Annotated in this window: 15 protein-coding genes and 1 pseudogene; 12 read left to right on the top strand and 4 right to left on the bottom strand. The window is 71.2% G+C overall.

The window, feature by feature from the left end; translation table 11 throughout:
- Positions 1-11: 11 nt before the first annotated feature.
- The 6 genes from ACYUD3_RS29780 (at position 12) to ACYUD3_RS29755 (ending at position 5,529) form a co-directional block, all read left to right on the top strand.
- The gene (locus ACYUD3_RS29780; protein ID WP_470976401.1) at positions 12-650 is read left to right on the top strand and encodes a TetR/AcrR family transcriptional regulator; all 639 of its coding nucleotides are present in this window, start codon (positions 12-14) and stop codon (positions 648-650) included.
- A gap of 305 nt (positions 651-955) precedes the next feature.
- Positions 956-2,647 (top strand): ATP-binding protein, encoded by a 1,692-nt coding sequence (locus ACYUD3_RS29775; protein WP_470976399.1) that lies wholly within the window; start codon positions 956-958, stop codon positions 2,645-2,647.
- The gene (locus ACYUD3_RS29770) at positions 2,644-3,051 is read left to right on the top strand and encodes a roadblock/LC7 domain-containing protein (RefSeq protein WP_470976396.1); all 408 of its coding nucleotides are present in this window, start codon (positions 2,644-2,646) and stop codon (positions 3,049-3,051) included. The genes ACYUD3_RS29775 and ACYUD3_RS29770 overlap by 4 nt, the downstream gene beginning before the upstream one ends.
- Positions 3,048-3,458 carry a DUF742 domain-containing protein gene (locus tag ACYUD3_RS29765; protein WP_470976393.1) on the top strand — a complete coding sequence of 137 codons (411 nt, stop codon included), beginning with the start codon at positions 3,048-3,050 and terminating at the stop codon, positions 3,456-3,458. The genes ACYUD3_RS29770 and ACYUD3_RS29765 overlap by 4 nt, the downstream gene beginning before the upstream one ends.
- Positions 3,439-4,065 carry a GTP-binding protein gene (locus ACYUD3_RS29760; RefSeq protein ID WP_470976390.1) on the top strand — a complete coding sequence of 209 codons (627 nt, stop codon included), beginning with the start codon at positions 3,439-3,441 and terminating at the stop codon, positions 4,063-4,065. Before ACYUD3_RS29765 ends, ACYUD3_RS29760 begins: the two co-directional genes overlap by 20 nt.
- Positions 4,066-4,107: 42 nt before the next feature.
- Positions 4,108-5,529 (top strand): cytochrome P450, encoded by a 1,422-nt coding sequence (locus ACYUD3_RS29755; RefSeq protein ID WP_470976387.1) that lies wholly within the window; start codon positions 4,108-4,110, stop codon positions 5,527-5,529.
- A 49-nt stretch (positions 5,530-5,578) separates the two neighbouring features.
- Here ACYUD3_RS29755 and ACYUD3_RS29750 read toward each other — a convergent pair whose 3' ends face one another.
- Positions 5,579-6,535 (bottom strand): RluA family pseudouridine synthase, encoded by a 957-nt coding sequence (locus tag ACYUD3_RS29750; protein WP_470976384.1) that lies wholly within the window; start codon positions 6,533-6,535, stop codon positions 5,579-5,581.
- 398 nt (positions 6,536-6,933) lie between these two features.
- On the opposite strand from ACYUD3_RS29750, the pseudogene ACYUD3_RS29745 reads away from it, so the two are divergent.
- Positions 6,934-7,274 (top strand): annotated as a pseudogene (locus tag ACYUD3_RS29745) (GNAT family N-acetyltransferase); the annotation flags it as partial.
- Between the two features lie 27 nt (positions 7,275-7,301).
- Here ACYUD3_RS29745 and ACYUD3_RS29740 read toward each other — a convergent pair.
- From ACYUD3_RS29740 to ACYUD3_RS29730, 3 genes are all read right to left on the bottom strand, one after another.
- Positions 7,302-8,813 carry an amino acid permease gene (locus tag ACYUD3_RS29740; RefSeq protein ID WP_470976381.1) on the bottom strand — a complete coding sequence of 504 codons (1,512 nt, stop codon included), beginning with the start codon at positions 8,811-8,813 and terminating at the stop codon, positions 7,302-7,304.
- A 253-nt stretch (positions 8,814-9,066) separates the two neighbouring features.
- The gene (locus ACYUD3_RS29735) at positions 9,067-9,915 is read right to left on the bottom strand and encodes a siderophore-interacting protein (protein ID WP_470976379.1); all 849 of its coding nucleotides are present in this window, start codon (positions 9,913-9,915) and stop codon (positions 9,067-9,069) included.
- A gap of 208 nt (positions 9,916-10,123) precedes the next feature.
- Positions 10,124-11,044 carry a 5'-3' exonuclease gene (locus ACYUD3_RS29730; protein WP_470976376.1) on the bottom strand — a complete coding sequence of 307 codons (921 nt, stop codon included), beginning with the start codon at positions 11,042-11,044 and terminating at the stop codon, positions 10,124-10,126.
- A gap of 281 nt (positions 11,045-11,325) precedes the next feature.
- Here ACYUD3_RS29730 and ACYUD3_RS29725 point away from each other — a divergent pair, with 281 nt between their 5' ends.
- The 5 genes from ACYUD3_RS29725 (at position 11,326) to ACYUD3_RS29705 (ending at position 17,106) form a co-directional block, all read left to right on the top strand.
- A complete protein-coding gene (locus tag ACYUD3_RS29725) occupies positions 11,326-12,393 on the top strand; it encodes a quaternary amine ABC transporter ATP-binding protein (RefSeq protein WP_470976373.1) in 1,068 nt (355 codons plus the stop codon).
- The gene (locus ACYUD3_RS29720; protein ID WP_470976370.1) at positions 12,386-14,179 is read left to right on the top strand and encodes an ABC transporter permease/substrate binding protein; all 1,794 of its coding nucleotides are present in this window, start codon (positions 12,386-12,388) and stop codon (positions 14,177-14,179) included. The genes ACYUD3_RS29725 and ACYUD3_RS29720 overlap by 8 nt, the downstream gene beginning before the upstream one ends.
- A 333-nt stretch (positions 14,180-14,512) precedes the next feature.
- Positions 14,513-15,082 (top strand): helix-turn-helix domain-containing protein, encoded by a 570-nt coding sequence (locus ACYUD3_RS29715; protein ID WP_470976367.1) that lies wholly within the window; start codon positions 14,513-14,515, stop codon positions 15,080-15,082.
- 5 nt (positions 15,083-15,087) lie between these two features.
- On the top strand, positions 15,088-15,984 hold the full coding sequence (locus ACYUD3_RS29710; protein ID WP_470976364.1) for a helical backbone metal receptor: 897 nt from the start codon (positions 15,088-15,090) through the stop codon (positions 15,982-15,984).
- Between the two features lie 210 nt (positions 15,985-16,194).
- Positions 16,195-17,106: a LysR family transcriptional regulator gene (locus tag ACYUD3_RS29705; protein ID WP_470976361.1), complete on the top strand. Its 912-nt coding sequence runs from the start codon at positions 16,195-16,197 to the stop codon at positions 17,104-17,106.
- Positions 17,107-17,448: the final 342 nt, after the last annotated feature.

Raw genomic sequence — 17,448 nt, 5'->3', positions numbered from 1 at the left:
AGGATCGGGCCATGGAAAGTGCTGGTGGACGCCGGGTCGAACGGCGGGTCGGGCGGCCCCGGGCCGCGGGGCGGTCGGCCAGCGGGCTCACCCCGCGAGCCGAACTGCTGGCCGCCGCCGCGGAGTTGTTCACCCTGCGCGGCTACGGCGCCACCACCACCCGCGCGGTCGCCGAGCGCGCCGGGATGCGCCAGGCGTCGATGTATCACTACGTCTCCGGCAAGGAGGAGCTCCTCGTCGAGCTCCTGGAGTCGACGGTCACCCCGTCCCTCGCCTACGCCCGCGAACTCCTCGCCGACGACACCTGGCCGCCCGAGGAGCGGCTGTGGGAGCTGTGCCGGGCCGACGTCGAGCTGCTGTGCGGCAGCCCGCACAACCTCGGCGGGCTGTATCTGCTGCCCGAGGTGCGCGCCGAGCGGTTCGCCGGGTTCCACGCCGTGCGCGCCGAACTCAAGGGCGCCTACGCGCAGTTGCTCGCCGGGACGGCCGTCGGGCGTGAACTCGCCGAGAGCGAGCTGGAGTTGCGCACCGACCTCGTCTTCGGGCTGATCGAGGGCGTCATACTCGTCCACCGGTCCGATCCGGGGCGCCCGGTCGCGGAGTTCGCACGGGCCACGGCGGACGCGGCGCTGCGGATCGTAGGGACCTGAGGGGTCTGCGGGATCTGAGGGGTCGTCACCCTCGTCCGACCAGAACCGCACAACCGGAATCGCACACCCAACTCCCTCTCCCCGCACGCCTGTACGCCATCACACCCCGCGTTCGAACGAATTCCCTTCGTATAAAACGAACGACCATACCCCGGTCGTGGGGTCCGTTTCAGGTGCTTGCCGAACATGACACGGCGTTGATCCGCTCGGACTAAGCTCGCCCGCAGCGCACCTAGTTGAGACGTATTCGTGCGCCTGTTCCCAAATGTTCCGAAGATGCGGACAATTCCCGACAGAGGGTCCTCATGGTGAGTGTCCAGTCCCCGGCCCAGGCCCCACCAGGCCGCCGCGAACTTCCTTACTTCCGGGTGCTGTTGCCCCCGGCGATACTGATGGCCGCGGTGACCGGAGCGGCCGTCGCGCTGGTGGAGCGGTCGGCGCGGATCGCCGTCGGCGCCTGTGGTGTGGTGGCCACCCTGCTGGTCGTCCTGACCGCCACCGAAGTGGTCCGCCGGGGACGGCGCATCCGGGAACTCGGCGCGGAGCACGAGCGGCGTACGGCCTTGCTGGAGCGGCGACTTGCCGGGTACGCGGAGCAGAACCTGCATGTCGCCCGGCACATCCTGCCCGAGGCGCTGTTCATCATGCACGCCGGGAACTCCACCCGCGAGGTGCTGCTGAAACTCGGCGAACGCGAGCCCTCCTTCCACGACTTGGACGAGGCCCAGCGTGAACTCCTGCGCGTGACGCTGGACATCATCGACAGGGAAGAGCTGCTGCGCGAGTCCGCGCACCGCACCTACACCACCGTCGCCCGCCGCATCCAGGCCATCGTCCACCAGCAGAACGACGAGCTGATGGAGATGGAGTACGACCACGGCAACAACCCCGAGGTCTTCGACGACCTGCTGCGCATCGACCACGGCACCGCGCTGATCGGCCGGCTCGCCGACTCCATCGGCGTCATCGCGGGCGGCCGGCCCAGCCGCCAGTGGCCCAAGCCCGTCCCCCTCTACAGCGTGCTGCGCGGCGGCATGTCCCGCATCCTCGAATACCCGCGCATCAAGCTGGAGTCGATCGCCAAGGTCAACATCCGCGGCATCTCCGTCGAGCCGGTCATCCACGCCTGCGCCGAACTCATGGACAACGCCACCCGGTTCTCGCCCCCGGCGACCAAGGTGCACGTCAACGCGATGGAGGTGCAGTCCGGGATCGCCATCGAGATCGAGGACGCCGGCATCAGCCTCAGCGAGGAGGGCCGCGCCCGCGTCGAGGACATCCTGGAGGCCGCCTCGCGCGGCGAGCAGATCCTCGACGGCGGCGGCACCCCCATCCTCGGCCTCGCCGTCGTCGGCCGGCTCTGCAAAGAGTTCAAGATGCAGTGCTCGCTGCGCGTCTCCGCCTACGGCGGCGTACGCGCGGTGCTGATCGTGCCGAGCGAGATGGTCACCGACGGGCCCGCCGACATCTACGCCCACGGCATCGGCGCCGCCGCCGGATCCACCCTCGACCTCGGTGACATCAAGGGCCCCGAGCGCCCCCCGAAGCGCCGCCGCCCCACCAACCCCCGTATCCCCGCCGGGGTTTCCCTCGACGACGACCTCCCCGTCATCACCGAGTGGACCGCCGAGGGCCTGCCGCAGCGCCGCAGCAAGGGCAACCCGGCCGCCGACCGCGCCGCCGCCTACGTCGCCCAGGCCGCCGAGGAGCGCGCCGCGAAGGAGGCCGCCGAACGCGGCGAGGAGGACATCTGGGCGCAGTACGTCCCGCCCCAGCCCACCCGGCCCGCCGGACCCGAGCCCGGCGTCGGCTTCGAGGCGTTCTGGGCCGGCCTGAAGGCGGGCGCCCCCGAGGGCGTCCACCCCACCGACTTCACGCGCAACCCGACCGCGTACCTGCACCTGCTCGATGACAAAAACGGCTCAGACGGCAGAGCCGACAACGACGACAAGGCCCCGGCGCGCGCCGAGGCCCGTGACGAAGGGGACTTGACGTGATCCAGCAGCGGGGCAACATCGACTGGCTGCTCAAGGAGCTGTACTCCGGGGTCCCGGGCATCGAGATGATCGTGGTGCTCTCCGCCGACGGACTGCGCATCGCCCGCTACGGCGGCGACCCCGACGCCGCCGACCGCGTCGCCGCCGCCTGCGCCGGAATGCAGTCCCTGGCCGGCGCGATCGCCGAGGAGATCCCCACCGTCGAGGGCGACATGAAGCTCGTCGTCATCGAGATGGACGGCGGCTACTTCTACCTCATGGCGGCCGGCGCCAACGCCTACCTCGCCGTCCTGTCCGACGTACGCTGCGAACCCGGCGCGATGAGCCTGCACATGCGTGACCTCGTCGTCCGGATCGGCTCCCACCTCACCAGCCCGCCCCGGCGCAGCGGGCAGGCCGTATGACGCCTCCCCAACGCCGGCGCCGCTCCCCGGACCAGCAGTCACCGCCGCTGTCGTACACCCCGGCCGCGCAGGGCCCGGCGGAGAAGAAGAAGACCGAACGGCTGTACGTCATCTCGGGGCCCGACGGCGAGCGGGCCCCGCTCGACCTGGTCACGCTGATCGTGGCGAGCGAGGACACGCCCGGCTCGGCCTCCCCCGAGCAGACGACGGTGCTGCGGATGTGCGCGGCGCCCCTGTCGGTCGCGGAGCTCTCCGCCTATCTGCGGCTGCCGTTCAGCGTGATCTCCGTGCTGCTGACCGAGATGTTCGCGGCCGGACTCGTCCAGGCCCGCGCCCCGATCTTCCGCCAGCAGATCCCCGACCGGTCCCTTCTCGAAGCGGTGATGCATGGACTCCAACGGCTCTGAGCCGATCCTTCTGCCAGGGCCCCGGCCCGAGGACCACCTGCCGCACTCCACCGCGGCCGCCGCGAAGATCGTCATCGTGGGCGGCTTCGGCGTCGGCAAGACCACCATGGTCGGCTCCGTCAGCGAGATCAAACCGCTGACCACCGAGGAGACCATGACCCAGGCCGGTATCGGCGTCGACGACAACTTCGGCTCCGAAACCAAGACCGCGACCACCGTCGCCATGGACTTCGGCCGCATCCGCATCACCGACGAGTTCGTCCTCTACCTCTTCGGCACCCCGGGACAGGAACGGTTCTGGTTCCTGTGGAACGGCCTCTTCGAAGGCGCCCTCGGCGCGGTCGTCCTCGTCGACACCCGCCGCATGGAGGTCAGTTACGAGGTCATGGGCCGCCTCGAAGAACGCGGCGTGCCCTTCGTCGTCGCCGTCAACGTCTTTCCCGACGGCCCCCGTTACCCCCTCGACGTACTGCGCGGCGCGCTCGATCTGCACCCGGTGATCCCCATCGTCGAGTGCGACGTACGACGCCGGGCCTCCAGCCGGGACGTGCTGAAGACGCTGATGACGTTCCTGCACGAACTCTCGCTGGCCGGCTCCCTCAACTGAGCGCCCCTGAACTCCTTTTGAACCCGTGTGGAAAGAAACCCCGTGACCACTGAACCCACCGTCACCCCGCCCCCCGGCTGCCCCGCCCACCGCGGCCCCGGCGGACTCGCCCGCCTCTTCGGCCCCGGCGCCGAGCACTTGACCGTCCTCTACAGCCAACTCCGTGAAGAACATGGCACGGTGGCGCCCGTCCTGCTCCACGACGACGTACCGATCTGGGTCGTCCTCGGCCACGCCGAGAACCTCCACATGATCAGCTCGCCCGCCCACTTCACCCGCGACAGCCGGATCTGGACCCCGCTCAAGGAGGGCCAGGTCAAGCCCGACCACCCGCTCATGCCGCACATCGCCTGGCAGCCCATCTGCTGCCACGCCGAGGGCGACGAGCACAAACGGCTGCGCGGCGCCGTCAAGTCCGGCATGGACATCCTCGAGATGCGGGTCGTGCAGCGGTACATCGACCGCGCCACCCAGCGGCTCGTCAACGAGTTCTGCGAGAGCGGGCGCGCCGAACTCGTCGGCCAGTTCGCCGAACACCTCCCGATGGCCGTGATGTGCGACTTCCTCGGCATGTCCGAGGAGTACAACGACCGGCTCGTCAGCTGCGCCCGCGACGCCCTCAAAGGCAGCGACACCGCGATCACCAGCCACGGCTACGTCATGGACGCGCTCAGCCGGCTCGCCGCCCGCCGCCGCGCCGAACCCGCCGACGACTTCGCCAGCCACCTCGTCACCCACCCCGCCGGGCTCACCGACGACGAGGTCCGCGAACACCTGCGCGTCGTCCTCTTCGCCGCCTACGAGGCCTCCGTCAACCTGCTCTCCAACGTGCTGCGCCAGGTCATCATCGACCCCCGCTTCTACGCCAAACTCAACGGCGGGCAGCTCACGGTGGCCGAGGCGGTCGAGCAAGCCCTGTGGGACGAACCGCCGTTCAACACGATCTTCGCCTACTTCGCCAAGAACGACACCGAGTTGGGCGGGCAGCGCATCCGCAAGGGCGACGGGCTGCTCCTCGGCATCGCGCCGGGCAACGTCGATCCGCGCATCCGCCCCGACATCTCCGCCGGGATGAAGGGCAACCGCGCGCACCTCGCGTTCGGGGGCGGGGCCCACGAGTGTCCGGGGCAGCACATCGGGCGGGCCATCGCGGACGTCGGCGTGGACGCGCTGCTGCGGCGCCTTCCGGATGTCCAACTGGCGTGCCAGGAGGCCGACTTGAAGTACAGCGAGTCGATCGCCTCGCGGCATCTGGTGGCGCTGCCGGTGCGCTTCGACCCGAAGCCGCAGCAGGAGGTCGCGCAGAAACCGCACCACCGGCCGCTGCCGCCGCCGCGGCGACGGGCGGAGGAGATTCCGGCGGAGCCGAGGGTGGCTGCGGTGCCGGAGCCGGTGGTGGTTGAGAGGGAGGGGGCGCGGGGCGGGTTCTGGCGGCGGGTGCTGGTGTGGTGGCGCGGGTATTAAGGCGCTGGGGGGCGCTGGGAGTTGCGGGCGTTCGGATGCCGGCTGGCGTTCAGGCGCCGGCTGAGCGGGCCCATTCCGCGTACGCCGTCCAGGCGCCCAACTCCCGCCCGCTGCGCAGCCGGTGGAGCAGACCGGTCACCGGGTCGGTGAACTCCAGTTCCTGGGCGAGGAGTTGGAGGGGGCGGCTGAAGTCGTCGGCGGGGATCGGGGGTTGGATCTCGGGGTACAGCGGATCGCCGAGGATCGGCAGGCCCAACGACGTCATGTGGACGCGGAGTTGGTGGGTCTGTCCGGTCTCGGGGGTGAGCCGGTACAGGGCCAGTTCCTCGTGTCGTCCGGCCACCTCGACATGCGTAACTGCGTTGGCGGGACCGGGCAGTTCACGGGCGACCAGTGAACCCCGGTCCTTCTCCATCCGGCTGCGCAGTGTGCGCGGCAGCGCGACCGAGGGGTCGTACGGCGCGACCGCCGCGTACGTCTTGCGCACCAGCCGGTCCCTGAACAGCGTCTGGTACGCGCCGCGTTCCTCCGGCCGCACGGTGAACAGCACCAGTCCGGCCGTGAGCCGGTCGAGCCGGTGGGCGGCGCCGAGCGCGGGAATCCCCAACTCCCGCCGCAGCCGGGCCAGTAGCGTCTCGGTGACGTGGCTGCCGCGGGGGGTGGTGGCGAGGAAGTGGGGTTTGTCGGCGACGACGATGTGGGCGTCCCGGTAGACGATGCCGACGGGGAAGGGGACGGGGACCTCGGGGGCGAGTTCGCGGTGGAACCAGTAGAAGGCGCCGGGGACGTACGCCGCGTCGGCGTCGACGGCCCGCCCGTCCGCCCCGACGATCAGCCCCTCCGCGAGCATCCCCTCCACGACCCCGTCCCCGGCACCGCTGAGCCGCTCGACGAGATAGGCACCGACGGTCGGCCACGAGGCGTTGCCGGGCAGCCGGATACGTACGGGGTCGACGCCGTTCTGCTGGGGGAGGGGGGAAGGCGGGGCGGGGGCGCGGCGTCTCATGGTCTGACCAGGGTACGGGGGGAGGGGGCAGGGGGCCTGGGGAGCGGGAGCGGGCCGGGGTTGGGGGAGGCTTGTCGGGGCGGTCGGGGCGGTCGGGGCGGTCGGGGCGGTCGGGGCGGTCGGGGCGGTCGGGGCGGTCGGGGCGGACGGGGCTGGCGGGGTTGACAGAAGCTCGCCGGGGCCGTCGTCCCCGAAAACCTGAGGGGGAGCGGGCCGCGCAGTGGGCCGGCGGTGGGGGAGACTTGCCGGGGCTGCGGGGCTGCGGGGCTGCGGGGCTGCGGGGCTGCGGGGCTGCGGGGCTGCGGGGCTGCGGGGCTGCCGGGCTGCCGGAGTTGTCGGAGTTGTCGGAGCCGCCGGGGTTGGCAGAAGCTCGCCGGGGCCGTCGTCCCCGGAAACCTGAGGGGGAGCGGGCCGCTCAGTGGGCCGTTGTCGGCGTCGGGAGCGACGTACTGCTGGGGCGGGTCGCGCTGCGGGAGATCGTGCTGGGGGACGGGGGCGCCGAGCTGGCGTACTGGACCGTCCCCGAGGCGCGCGGGCGGCGCTGACCCGCTGGGCCCTCGACGGCATCGGGTTCCACCGCCTCGAGCTGTACCACGCGAGCGCCAACGAGGCCTCCTGCCGGGTCGCCGCCCGCCTCGGCTACCGCCCGGAGGGCACCAAGCGCAGCGCGTTCCTGCACGCCGACGGCTGGCACGACATGCACCTGCACGCGCGGGTGCGGGGCGACGAGGTCCTCTGAGCCGCCCCCAGCGACTCCAGCAGGCCCCTAGCGATTCCCGCGCCGCGCCCGATACCCCGCCCCCACCACCACCGTCGCCCCCAGGAACAGCACGGTGAACCACTGGAAGTACCAGTGCCCGCCCTCGGGGTCGTACACCGCCGCGCGCGGCCACGCCAGGTTGACGGCCATCAGGACGCCGTACACCACCGCGACCACGTTGACGGGCAGCCCCCAGCGGCCCAGGGAGAACAGCGGCGCGCCGGTCTCGTCGGCGCCGTCCGGGCCGCCCCAGCCGCCCCGCAGCCGGCGGAACAGGAGCGGTCCTGTGACCATCGCGTAGGCGAGGTACAGCATCACGATGCAGGTCGTCCCGATGGCCAGAAAGGCTTCCGGGGACGCGAAGTTGAGCAGGAGCAGGGCCGCAGCCAAGGCCCCTACGACCAGCGCGGGGGCGGCCGGCATGCCCGTGCGCGGGTTGACGCGGGCGAGGCGGCCGGCGAAGGGGAGGCGGCCGTCGCGGGCCATGGAGAAGAGCATGCGGCAGGCGGCGGTCTGGATCGCGAGGGTGGCGACGGCGATGGCGACGGCGACGTCCGCGAGCAGCGCCTTGCCGACGCCGTCCCCGAGGCTGCTGGTCAGCACGTAACTCAGGCCGTCGGTCGCGAGGTGCCCGTCGCTGAGGCTGGGCGCGGCCAGGATGCCGCCGAGCACGATGAGCCCGCCGAGCAGCCCGGCGGCCCCGAGCGCGGTGAGGATCGTACGCGGCGCGGTCCGGCGCGGGTTGTGGGTCTCCTCGCTCATCTCCCCTGCGCTGTCGAACCCGATCATCACGTAGGCGGCCGTGAACGAGCCGACCAGCAGCGCGCTCCACAGTCCGGTGTGCGCGGGCGCGTGGAAGGTGATGCTCGGGGTGCGCCGCGCGTGGGTGAGGAGGAGGACGACGATCAGGACGGCGCCGATGATCTCGGCGGTCACGCCGATCCGGTTGATCGCGGACATGACGCGGTTGTCGAGGACGTTCACGAGGGTCGTGAGCGCCAGCAGGATCACCCCCAGCAGGGCCGCGTTGGCGGCGCCGTCGGGGGAGGTGGGGGCGGGGTCGGTGCCGATGAGCTGGAAGCCGGACCAGATCGCGGGGAGCACCATCTGGAGGGCGAGGGCGGCGGCGGACACGACGACGATCTGGCCGATCACCATGATCCAGCCCGCGAACCAGCCGAACGCCGGGGTGGAGAGGCGGGACGACCACTGGTAGATCGCGCCGGAGATCGGGTAGCGGGCGGCGAGTTCGGCGAAGCAGGCGGCGACCGCGAACTGGCCGAGCAGGACCGCGGGCCAGGTCCAGAAGAAGAGGGGGCCGCCGGTGCCGTAGCCGAAGGCGAAGAACTGGAAGACGGTCGTCAGGACCGAGATGAAGGAGAAGCCGGCGGCGAAGGAGGCGTAGCGGCCGAGGCTGCGGTGCAGTTCCTGCCGGTAGCCGAACTCCGCCAAGTCGCCGTCCGCGGTGTGGAGTTGGGTAGCTGCCTGGGGTATGTCGGAGGGGGTCGTGGTCGTCACGGCGGGCTCCTGCCGTCGGCGCGTGGGGCGGCGCGCACATTCCTGTCGGATGACAGAAATTAGGGACGACCTGTTTCGGACGCGTCACTCGAACGTGTCGGGGGCGGGCCCATGTGCTCACGACGGAGGGGGGTTCACTCGATCGCGTTATGTCGCGAGGGTGGTGTGCTGCTCGCGCGGCAGCCATCAGCGCCTGGAGGTCGGCACAGGCGCTGGGGTGTTGTCGGAGTCTCTGTATGTGGGGGGGGGAGGGTCAGGAGGCTGCGCGCTGGGGCTGCTCCTGTTCTGCTTCGATCCGGGCGTTCCACTCGCGCTTGGACGCCTGCCAGCCGTCCTCGTTGTGGCCGAGGCGCCAGTAGCCGGAGATGGAGAGGTCCTCGCGGGACAGGCCCTGTTCCACGCGGAGGAAGTGGCGGAGTTCCTTGACGAAGTGGGCCTCGCCGTGGACGAAGGCGTGGACCTGGCCCCCGGGCCAGTCCAGGGCGCGGACCTGGTCCACGAGGAGTTCGCCCACCGGGCGCCGGCCGCGGTGCAGCCAGGTGACCTCGACGTCGGAGTCGATCTTCTGCTCCTCCTCGGGGCCCGAGACCTCGACGAAGGCGTGCGCGACGGCTCCGGCCGGGAGGGACTCCAGGGCGGCGGCGATCGCGGGCAGCGCGCTCTCGTCGCCCACCAGGAGGTGCCAGTCGGCGGCCGGGGCGGGAGCGTAGGCGCCGCCGGGGCCCATGAAGCGGACGACGTCGCCGGGCTGGGCCCGCATCGCCCAAGGGCCGGCCAGGCCCTCGTCGCCGTGCAGCACGAAGTCCAGGGTCAGCTCCCGGTGCTCCGGGTCCCAGGCGCGGACCGTGTAGGTACGGGTGACCGGCCACTGCTCGCGGGGCAGCTCCTCGCGGATGTGCTCCAGGTCGAAGGGCTCGGGGTAGCCGACGCCCTCGGGGGCGAGGAGGAGCTTGACGTAATGGTCCGTGCAGCCGCCGGCGGTGAACTCGGCGAGACCTTCGCCGCCGAGGACGACACGCTGCATATGAGGGGTGAGCCGTTCGGTGCGGACGACGCGAGCGGAATGGGGCTTGCGCGGTTTCCGTGCCGGACGCTCTGCCATGACGGCCTCCCAAGTTCCTTTGGTTAGGATAACCTAAGTTAGCATTACTCCCCCCGATCCCGCCCCCCTCAAAAGGACGTCCCGGAACGAAACCGCAGGCAGGCAGCCTGGCCAGGAAGAACTTCGTTAGGTTTTGCGCGGTTTTGACTCAGCCCAGGCCCAGCCCGGGCTCGGCTCCGGCCCAACTCCGGCCCCCGGCTCGCCCCGCTCAGCCCCCCAGCGTCCCCAGCAACCGCCGCAGCGACCCGCCCAGCCCCCACCGCGCCCCCAGCTCCGCCACCCCCGCCGGATCGCGCGGCGTCCGCGGCAGCGCCGGGTCCACCTCCGGCAGCGGTACGTCGTCCGCGACCCGCACCACCTTCGGCGCCACCGCCAGATACGGCCGCGACTCGTCGAGCCGCCTGCGCTGCGCCGGCGTCAGCTTCGACCCCGGGTCCGCGACCGCCGCCAGGATGCCGGCCAGGTCGCCGTACTGATCCAGCAGCTTCGCCGCCGTCTTCTCCCCGACCCCCGGCACCCCGGGCAGCCCGTCGCTCGGGTCGCCGCGCAGCAGTGCCAGATCCGCGTACCCGCGCCCGTCGACGCCGTACTTCTCGCGCAGCACCGCCTCGTCCGTCAGCTGGAGCGTGCCCACGCCCTTCAGCGGATACAGCACCCGCACCCCCCGGGCGTCGTCGACCAGCTGATACAGGTCCCGGTCGCCGGTGACGATGTCGACCGGGCCCTTCGCGCGCGCCGTGAACGTACCGATCACGTCGTCCGCCTCGTACCCCGCGACCCCCACCCGCGCGATCCCGACCGCGTCCAGGACCTCCTCGATCACCGGGACCTGCGGCGACAGCGTGTCCGGCACCTCCTCCGCGTCCGGACCCGACTCCCGCTCCTCCGCGACCCGGTGCGCCTTGTACGACGGGATCAGGTCGACCCGCCACTGGGGCCGCCAGTCCGCGTCCATGCAGGCCACCAGCTCGTCGGGGCGGTGGTCGACGACCAGCCGGTCGATGAAGTCCAGCAGCCCCCGCACGGCGTTCACCGGAGTGCCGTCCGGCGCCTTCACGGACTCCGGCACCCCGAAATAAGCGCGGAAGTAGAGGGAAGCGGTGTCGAGAAGCATCAGTCGTCCGGTCACCCCCGCATCATGCCGCACCCCACTGACAGTGCCCCGACGCGATTCACCCGGCTGCCGCCCGGCCGGTGCTTGCGCATCGCATTCCGGTCCTTGGCGCGCCGGTTCCCGCCATCCCCTGTGAGCTGGGCCACCCGCACGTTTGGCCGGAAAGGACCGGGGCAGGCGGGCCCTCGGAGCGGCATCGGTTGTTGGTTCAACCATGGCGGGGTCAAGCCCTGCCCAGAATTCCCGGACCACCGGCCGCCGCCGCTCCTGACCTGTCCCCGACCGAAGAGGTACGCGTGTCCGCCAGGCTAGAGGCAGACCATCTCTACAAGGTGTTCGGCAGACGACCGGACGCCGCCATCGACCGGCTCGAACAAGGGGCCGACCGCGACGAACTGCGCGCCGAGGGCGTCACGGCGGCGGTGATCGACGCCTCCTTCACCGTGGAACCCGGCAAGATCTTCGTCGTCATGGGCCTGTCCGGATCCGGCAAGTCCACCCTGCTGCGCATGCTCAACGGCCTGCTCGAACCCTCGGCGGGCAGCGTCCGCTTCGACGGCCAGGACCTCACGGCACTCGGCGACCGCGAGCTGCGGGAGGTGCGCGCGGCGAAGATCAGCATGGTCTTCCAGCACTTCGCGCTCTTCCCCCACCGCACGGTCCTCGACAACGCCGCCTACGGCCTCGCCGTCCAGGGCGTCCCCCGCCCCGAACGCGACAAGCGCGCCACCGAGGCCCTCAAACTGTGCGGCCTGGAGGGCTGGGAGTCGTCCTGGCCCGACGAGCTGTCCGGCGGCATGCAGCAGCGCGTCGGCCTCGCCCGCGCCCTCGCCACCGACGCCGACCTCCTCCTCATGGACGAGTCGTTCAGCGCCCTGGACCCGCTGATCCGCCGCGACATGCAGGACCAGCTGCTCACCCTTCAGCAGACCCTCAAGAAAACCATCGTGTTCATCACCCACGACCTCAACGAGGCCATGCGCCTGGGCGACCGCATCGCCGTCATGCGCGACGGCCGCATCGTCCAGAACGGCACCGCCGAGGACATCCTGCTGCGCCCCGCGAACGACTACGTCGCCTCCTTCATCGCCGACGTCGACCGCTCCCGCGTCCTCACGGCGACGGCCGTCATGGACACCGACCTCACCGGCGACGAGGCCGACTGCCGCTGCGAGACGGCGAGTCCGGACACCCCGTTCACCGAACTCTGCGCCCTCAGCGCCCGCGTCCCGCACCCCGTGGCCGTCGTACAGGCGGACGGGGCTGTGGTCGGCGTCGTCCCCCGCAGCCGGCTCGTCGCCTTCATCGGCGACGAGGAACGGCCCGAGATCCCCTGCGCCGGGCAGGTGAGCGCCGATGCCTAGGCTCCGGCTCGGGGACTGGGTCGACTCCGGTGTCGACTGGCTCGTCTCCCACCTCTCCTGGCTCTTCGACGCGCTGAAGACGGTCGTCGAAGGGCTCTACGACGGCTTCGACGCGCTGCTGACCGCGCCCGCGCCGCTGCTGCTCGCCGGGATCCTCGCCGTGCTCGCCTGGTGGCTGCGCGGCTCGGTCGCCGCAGTGCTCTCCTTTGCCGGGTTCGCGCTGATCGACTCGCTCGACCTGTGGGACAAGGCGATGTCGACCCTGTCGCTCGTCCTGGTCGCGACCCTCATCGCGCTCGTGATCTCGATCCCGCTCGGCATCTGGGCGGCCCGCTCCAAGACCGTCAGCGCCGCCGTACGGCCCGTCCTGGACCTGCTCCAGACGATGCCGTCGATGGTCCTGCTGATCCCGGCGATCCTCTTCTTCGGCATGGGCGTGCCCGCCGGGGTCGTCGCCACCCTGATCTTCGCGCTCGCCCCCGGCGTCCGCATGACCGAGCTGGGCATCCGCCAGGTCGACCCCGAACTCGTCGAGGCCGCCGAGGCGTTCGGTACGACACCCCGGGACACCCTGCTGCGCGTCCAGCTGCCGCTCGCGCTGCCGACGATCATGGCGGGCGTCAACCAGGTCATCATGCTGGGCCTGTCCATGGTCGTCATCGCCGGCATGGTCGGCACCGGCGGCCTCGGCGGCGCCGTCAACGAGGCCATCGGCCAGCTCGACATCGGGCTCGGCTTCGAGGCGGGGCTCGGCATCGTCGTCCTCGCCATCTACCTCGACCGCATGACCGGCGCCCTCGGCACCCGCCTCTCCCCGCTCGGCCGCCGGGCCGCCGCGCGGACCAAGGCGAGCGTGTGGTCGTACCGGCCGCGCCCCGCCGTCGCCATCTCCTGCGTCGCCGTGCTCGCGCTGGTCGCGGGCGGGCTCGGGGTGTTCGGGAAGGACTCCGCCACCGCGCAGGCCTCCGGGACGGACGTCGGCAAGGGGAAGGAGATCAGCATCGGCTACATCCCCTGGGACGAGGGCATCGCCTCCACCTACCTCTGGAAGGAACTCCTGGAGGAACGCGGCTTCAAGGTGACGACCACCCAGTACGCGGCCGGGCCCCTCTACACCGGCCTCGCCACCGGCCAGATCGACTTCCAGACCGACTCCTGGCTGCCCGTCACCCACGCCGAGTACTGGAAGAAGTACGGCAAGCGGCTCGACGACCTCGGCTCCTGGTACAACCCCACCTCGCTGGAGCTGACCGTCCCCTCCTACGTGAAGGACGTCAACTCCCTCGCCGACCTCAAGGCGAAGTCCGGCGAGTTCAAGGGGAAGATCATCGGGATCGAGCCCAGCGCCGGGATCATGGGCCTGCTCAAGGACAAGGTCGCCAAGACGTACGGGCTCGAAGGGTACGAGGTCGTCGACGGCTCGACGCCCGCCATGCTCGCCGAGCTCAAACGCGCCTACGCCAAGAAGGAACCCGTCGTCGTCACCCTGTGGTCCCCGCACTGGGCCTACAGCGAGTACGACCTCAAGAAGCTCGCCGACCCGCAGGGCGCGTGGGGCGAGGGCGACGGCGTCCACACCGTCGCGCGCACCGGATTCGCCGCCGAGCACCCCGAGGCCGCCCGCTGGCTCAAGGACTTCTCCATGACGGAGGAGCAGCTCACCGGCCTGGAGGCGCAGATCCAGAAGTCGGGGAAGGGGAAGGAGCAGGAGGCCGTGCGGACCTGGCTGAAGGCCCATCCCGGGCTGGCGGAGAAGTGGGCGCCGGTGGGGGGCGCGGCCGGCTGAGCCGTCGTCCCGGTGCGCGGCTGAGCCGTCGTCCTGATTCGGCCAACCACGCAGAGCCACGCACAGCCCCGAAGTCATCCGTTCCGGGCCCCTCCAGGGGCCGGACGGGTGACTTCGTGCCGTGCGGGGTGTACGTTCGCGAACCGCCGGGCACCGGGTGTCCGCTCCGTACCACCGGCGGGTGTGATCCACTGGCGCGAACACGTGCGTCGGGAGCGCGGGCACATGTCGCCGATGTGACGGGCACATGAAACGGTTTGCGGAACATGCGTAGGGTGCAGACAACTCATCAGGAGAGCCGCGGACCGACGAGCTAAGGAGGGAGCCGGAGCCATGGGCGACCACAAGGACCGTCCCCTGCGGGTAGGTGCCGCCGTACGGCGCCGGCGCCGCGCCCTCGACCTCACGCTCGCCGCCGTCGCCGAGCGCAGCGGCCTGTCCGTCCCCTTCCTCAGCCAGATCGAGAACGACCGCGCCCGGCCCAGCCACAGCTCCCTGGAACGCATCGCCGACGCCCTGCGCACGACCGCCGTCGAACTCCTCGCCGCCGCCGATCCCGCGTGCAGCGTCGACGTCGTCCGCGCGGACGACCCCTGCGAGCCGCCGCCCGCCGCCCGCGCCCGCTCCCTGGTCCGCGGCCACCATCAGATGCACGCCACCGAGTTCACCGGTGACCATGACGCCGGGCGCGAATTCCAGTACCGCAACGACCAGTTGCTGTACGTCGCCGACGGCGCGGTCGAGATCGAGGCGGAGGGGCGGGCGTACCGGCTCGGGCGCGGGGACACCCTGTATCTCACCGGCGGGGTGCGGCACCGGTGGCGGGCGACCGTTCCCGACACGCGGGTCGTGGTCGTCGCCGTCGCCGAGCACATCGAGGCCGTGCGGGGCGGGAAGCGGTAGTTCTGGTGCGGGTCGTGTCGCTGGTTCCCTCGCTGACCGAGGCTGTCGCCGTGACGGTGCCTGAGGTGCTGGTGGGGGCCACCGACTGGTGCAGCCATCCGGCGGGGCTGGATGTGGTGCGGGTGGGGGGTACGAAGAATCCTCGGCTGGATCGGGTGCTGGAGCTGGCGCCGGATCTGGTGATCGCTAACGAGGAGGAGAACCGGGCTGCTGATCTGGCGGCGCTGCGGGCGCTGGGGTTGCGGGTGCTGGTGACCGAGGTGCGGGATGTGCCGCAGGGGGTGCGGGAGTTGGGGCGGGTGCTGCGGGCTTGTGGGGTGTCGGGGCGGCCGGGGTGGTTGGTGTCGGCGGAGAGGGTTTGGGGGGAGGTGGGGCGGTGGGAGGTGGGGTTTTCGGCGGGGGCGGGGGCTGGGGGTGGATCGGGGTCGGGGGCGGGGACCGAGGCTGGGGGTGGATCGGGGGTTGGGGCTGGGTCTGGGGCGCAGGGGGCCGGTGTTTCTGGGGCCGGCGGGTCGGGGGCGGGGCGTGTTTTTGGGGTGCCTCTTCGGCGTACGGCTGCTGTTGTGCCGGTGTGGCGGCGGCCTTGGATGGTGCTGGGGCGGGACACCTTTGCGGGGGATGTGCTGGCGCGGCTTGGGGTCGACAATGTGTATGCGGGGCATTCCGAGCGGTATCCGAAGGTGGCGTTGGAGGAGTTGCGGGGGGCTGGGGCGGGGGTGGTTGTGCTGCCGGATGAGCCGTATGCGTTCTCCGCTTCGGATGGGCCTGAGGCGTTTCCGGGGGTGGCTTGTGCGTTGGTCAGTGGGCGGCATCTGACCTGGTACGGGCCGTCGTTGGGGGAGGCGCCGGAGGTGTTGGGGGAGGCGTTGGGGCGGGCGGGGGTTGTGGGGTGGGGTGGGTAGGGGGTCCGGTGTTTCTGGTGGGGGCGGTTCTGGTGGTGGGGGTGGGCGGTGTTTCTGGCGGGGCGGCCGGTGTTTTGGTGGGGGGTGGGCGGCGTTTCTGGCGGGGTCGTCGGTGGGGTGGCCCGTGTTTCTGGTGGGGTGTTTTTACGGTCGTGTGAAGGATCGGCTCTGACCTGGGGAAACGGGTGGGGCCGGGCATAAGATGGGTTTATGAGTGGTGACGGTGTGGCGGTTTCGCTGGCTCATCGGGTGCCCGAGCTGGGCGCGCTGGAGCTGCTGCTCGCGGTGGCCCGGCTGGGGAGTCTCGGGGCGGCGGCGCGGGAGCTGGGCATCACGCAGCCTGCCGCGAGCAGTCGACTGCGGTCCATGGAACGGCAGTTGGGCGTCGCCCTCGTCGACCGCTCGCCCAGAGGGTCGCGGCTCACCGACGCGGGGGCGTTGGTCACGGACTGGGCGCGGAGGGTCGTCGAGGCGGCTGCCGCGTTCGATGTGGGGGCGCAGGCGTTGCGGGACCGGCGGGATTCGCGGTTGCGGGTCGCGGCGAGTATGACCATCGCCGAGTACCTTCTTCCCGGCTGGCTGCTCGCGCTGCGCGCCGCGCGGCCGGATACGGCGGTGTCGTTGCTGGCGGGGAACTCCGCGTCGGTGGCGGCTCGGTTGCTCGGTGGGGAGGCGGATCTGGGGTTCGTGGAGGGGGTGAGTGTGCCTGGGGGGCTGGATTCGGTGGTGATAGCCCATGACCGGCTGGTGGTGGTCGTCGCTCCTGATCATCCTTGGGTGCGGCGTCAAGTGCTGTTGTCCGCTGAGGAGTTGGCTGCTACTCCGTTGATTCTTCGGGAGAAGGGGTCGGGGACTCGGCAGGTGTTGGACGCGGCGTTGGGTGGGCTTGCCCGGCCGTTGATCGAGTTGTCCTCTACTACTGCGGTGAAAGCGGCTGCGGTGAGTGGGGCTGGGCCGGCGGTGTTGAGCGAGCTTGCTGTGCGGGAGGAGTTGGCGTTGTGGAGGTTGGTGCGGGTGCCGGTGGAGGGGGTGAGTATGACTCGGGCGCTGCGGGCGGTGTGGCCGGCGGGGCATCGGCCTGCGGGGCCGGCGCGGGAGTTGTTGTCGTTGACTCGGGCGTAGCGCTGTGCTTTGCGCTGCGCTTTGCGGGGCGGGGGGCTTGGGCGCCGTTGGGGGTGGGGTGGTGTGGCGGGTGCGGCGCCGTCGTGGCTGGCCGCGCAGTTCCCCGCGCCCCTGGGTGGGTGGGGGGTGCTGTGGGGGGTTGGCTGGTTGCGCTCGTGTGGTGGAGCCGCGTATCGATACAGCCCCGCATCCTTGGGTGGGTGGGGTTGCTGTGGGGGCTTGGCTGGTTGTGTCCGTGGGGTGGCGCATGTTGATAGCGCCCCGTGCCTCTGGGGCGGATTCCAGAGGTCGTCGCAACACGTGATCACTGACGTGTGGTGGCGAGCAGTCTAGACAGGCGCT

It is taken from the genome of Streptomyces sp. AMJ-169 (assembly GCF_055597585.1).
This window is presented reverse-complemented; position numbering and strand designations above follow the sequence as displayed.

What these genes read in the sequence shown, in the direction of transcription:
- ACYUD3_RS29780 (WP_470976401.1), top strand. Translation starts at nt 12, where the DNA reads ATGGAAAGTGCTGGTGGACGCCGGGTCGAACGGCGGGTCGGGCGGCCC.
- ACYUD3_RS29775 (WP_470976399.1), top strand. Translation starts at nt 956, where the DNA reads ATGGTGAGTGTCCAGTCCCCGGCCCAGGCCCCACCAGGCCGCCGCGAA.
- ACYUD3_RS29765 (WP_470976393.1), top strand. Translation starts at nt 3,048, where the DNA reads ATGACGCCTCCCCAACGCCGGCGCCGCTCCCCGGACCAGCAGTCACCG.
- ACYUD3_RS29760 (WP_470976390.1), top strand. Translation starts at nt 3,439, where the DNA reads ATGGACTCCAACGGCTCTGAGCCGATCCTTCTGCCAGGGCCCCGGCCC.
- ACYUD3_RS29750 (WP_470976384.1), bottom strand. Translation starts at nt 6,535, where the DNA reads ATGAGACGCCGCGCCCCCGCCCCGCCTTCCCCCCTCCCCCAGCAGAAC.
- ACYUD3_RS29735 (WP_470976379.1), bottom strand. Translation starts at nt 9,915, where the DNA reads ATGGCAGAGCGTCCGGCACGGAAACCGCGCAAGCCCCATTCCGCTCGC.
- ACYUD3_RS29720 (WP_470976370.1), top strand. Translation starts at nt 12,386, where the DNA reads ATGCCTAGGCTCCGGCTCGGGGACTGGGTCGACTCCGGTGTCGACTGG.
- ACYUD3_RS29715 (WP_470976367.1), top strand. Translation starts at nt 14,513, where the DNA reads ATGGGCGACCACAAGGACCGTCCCCTGCGGGTAGGTGCCGCCGTACGG.
- ACYUD3_RS29705 (WP_470976361.1), top strand. Translation starts at nt 16,195, where the DNA reads ATGAGTGGTGACGGTGTGGCGGTTTCGCTGGCTCATCGGGTGCCCGAG.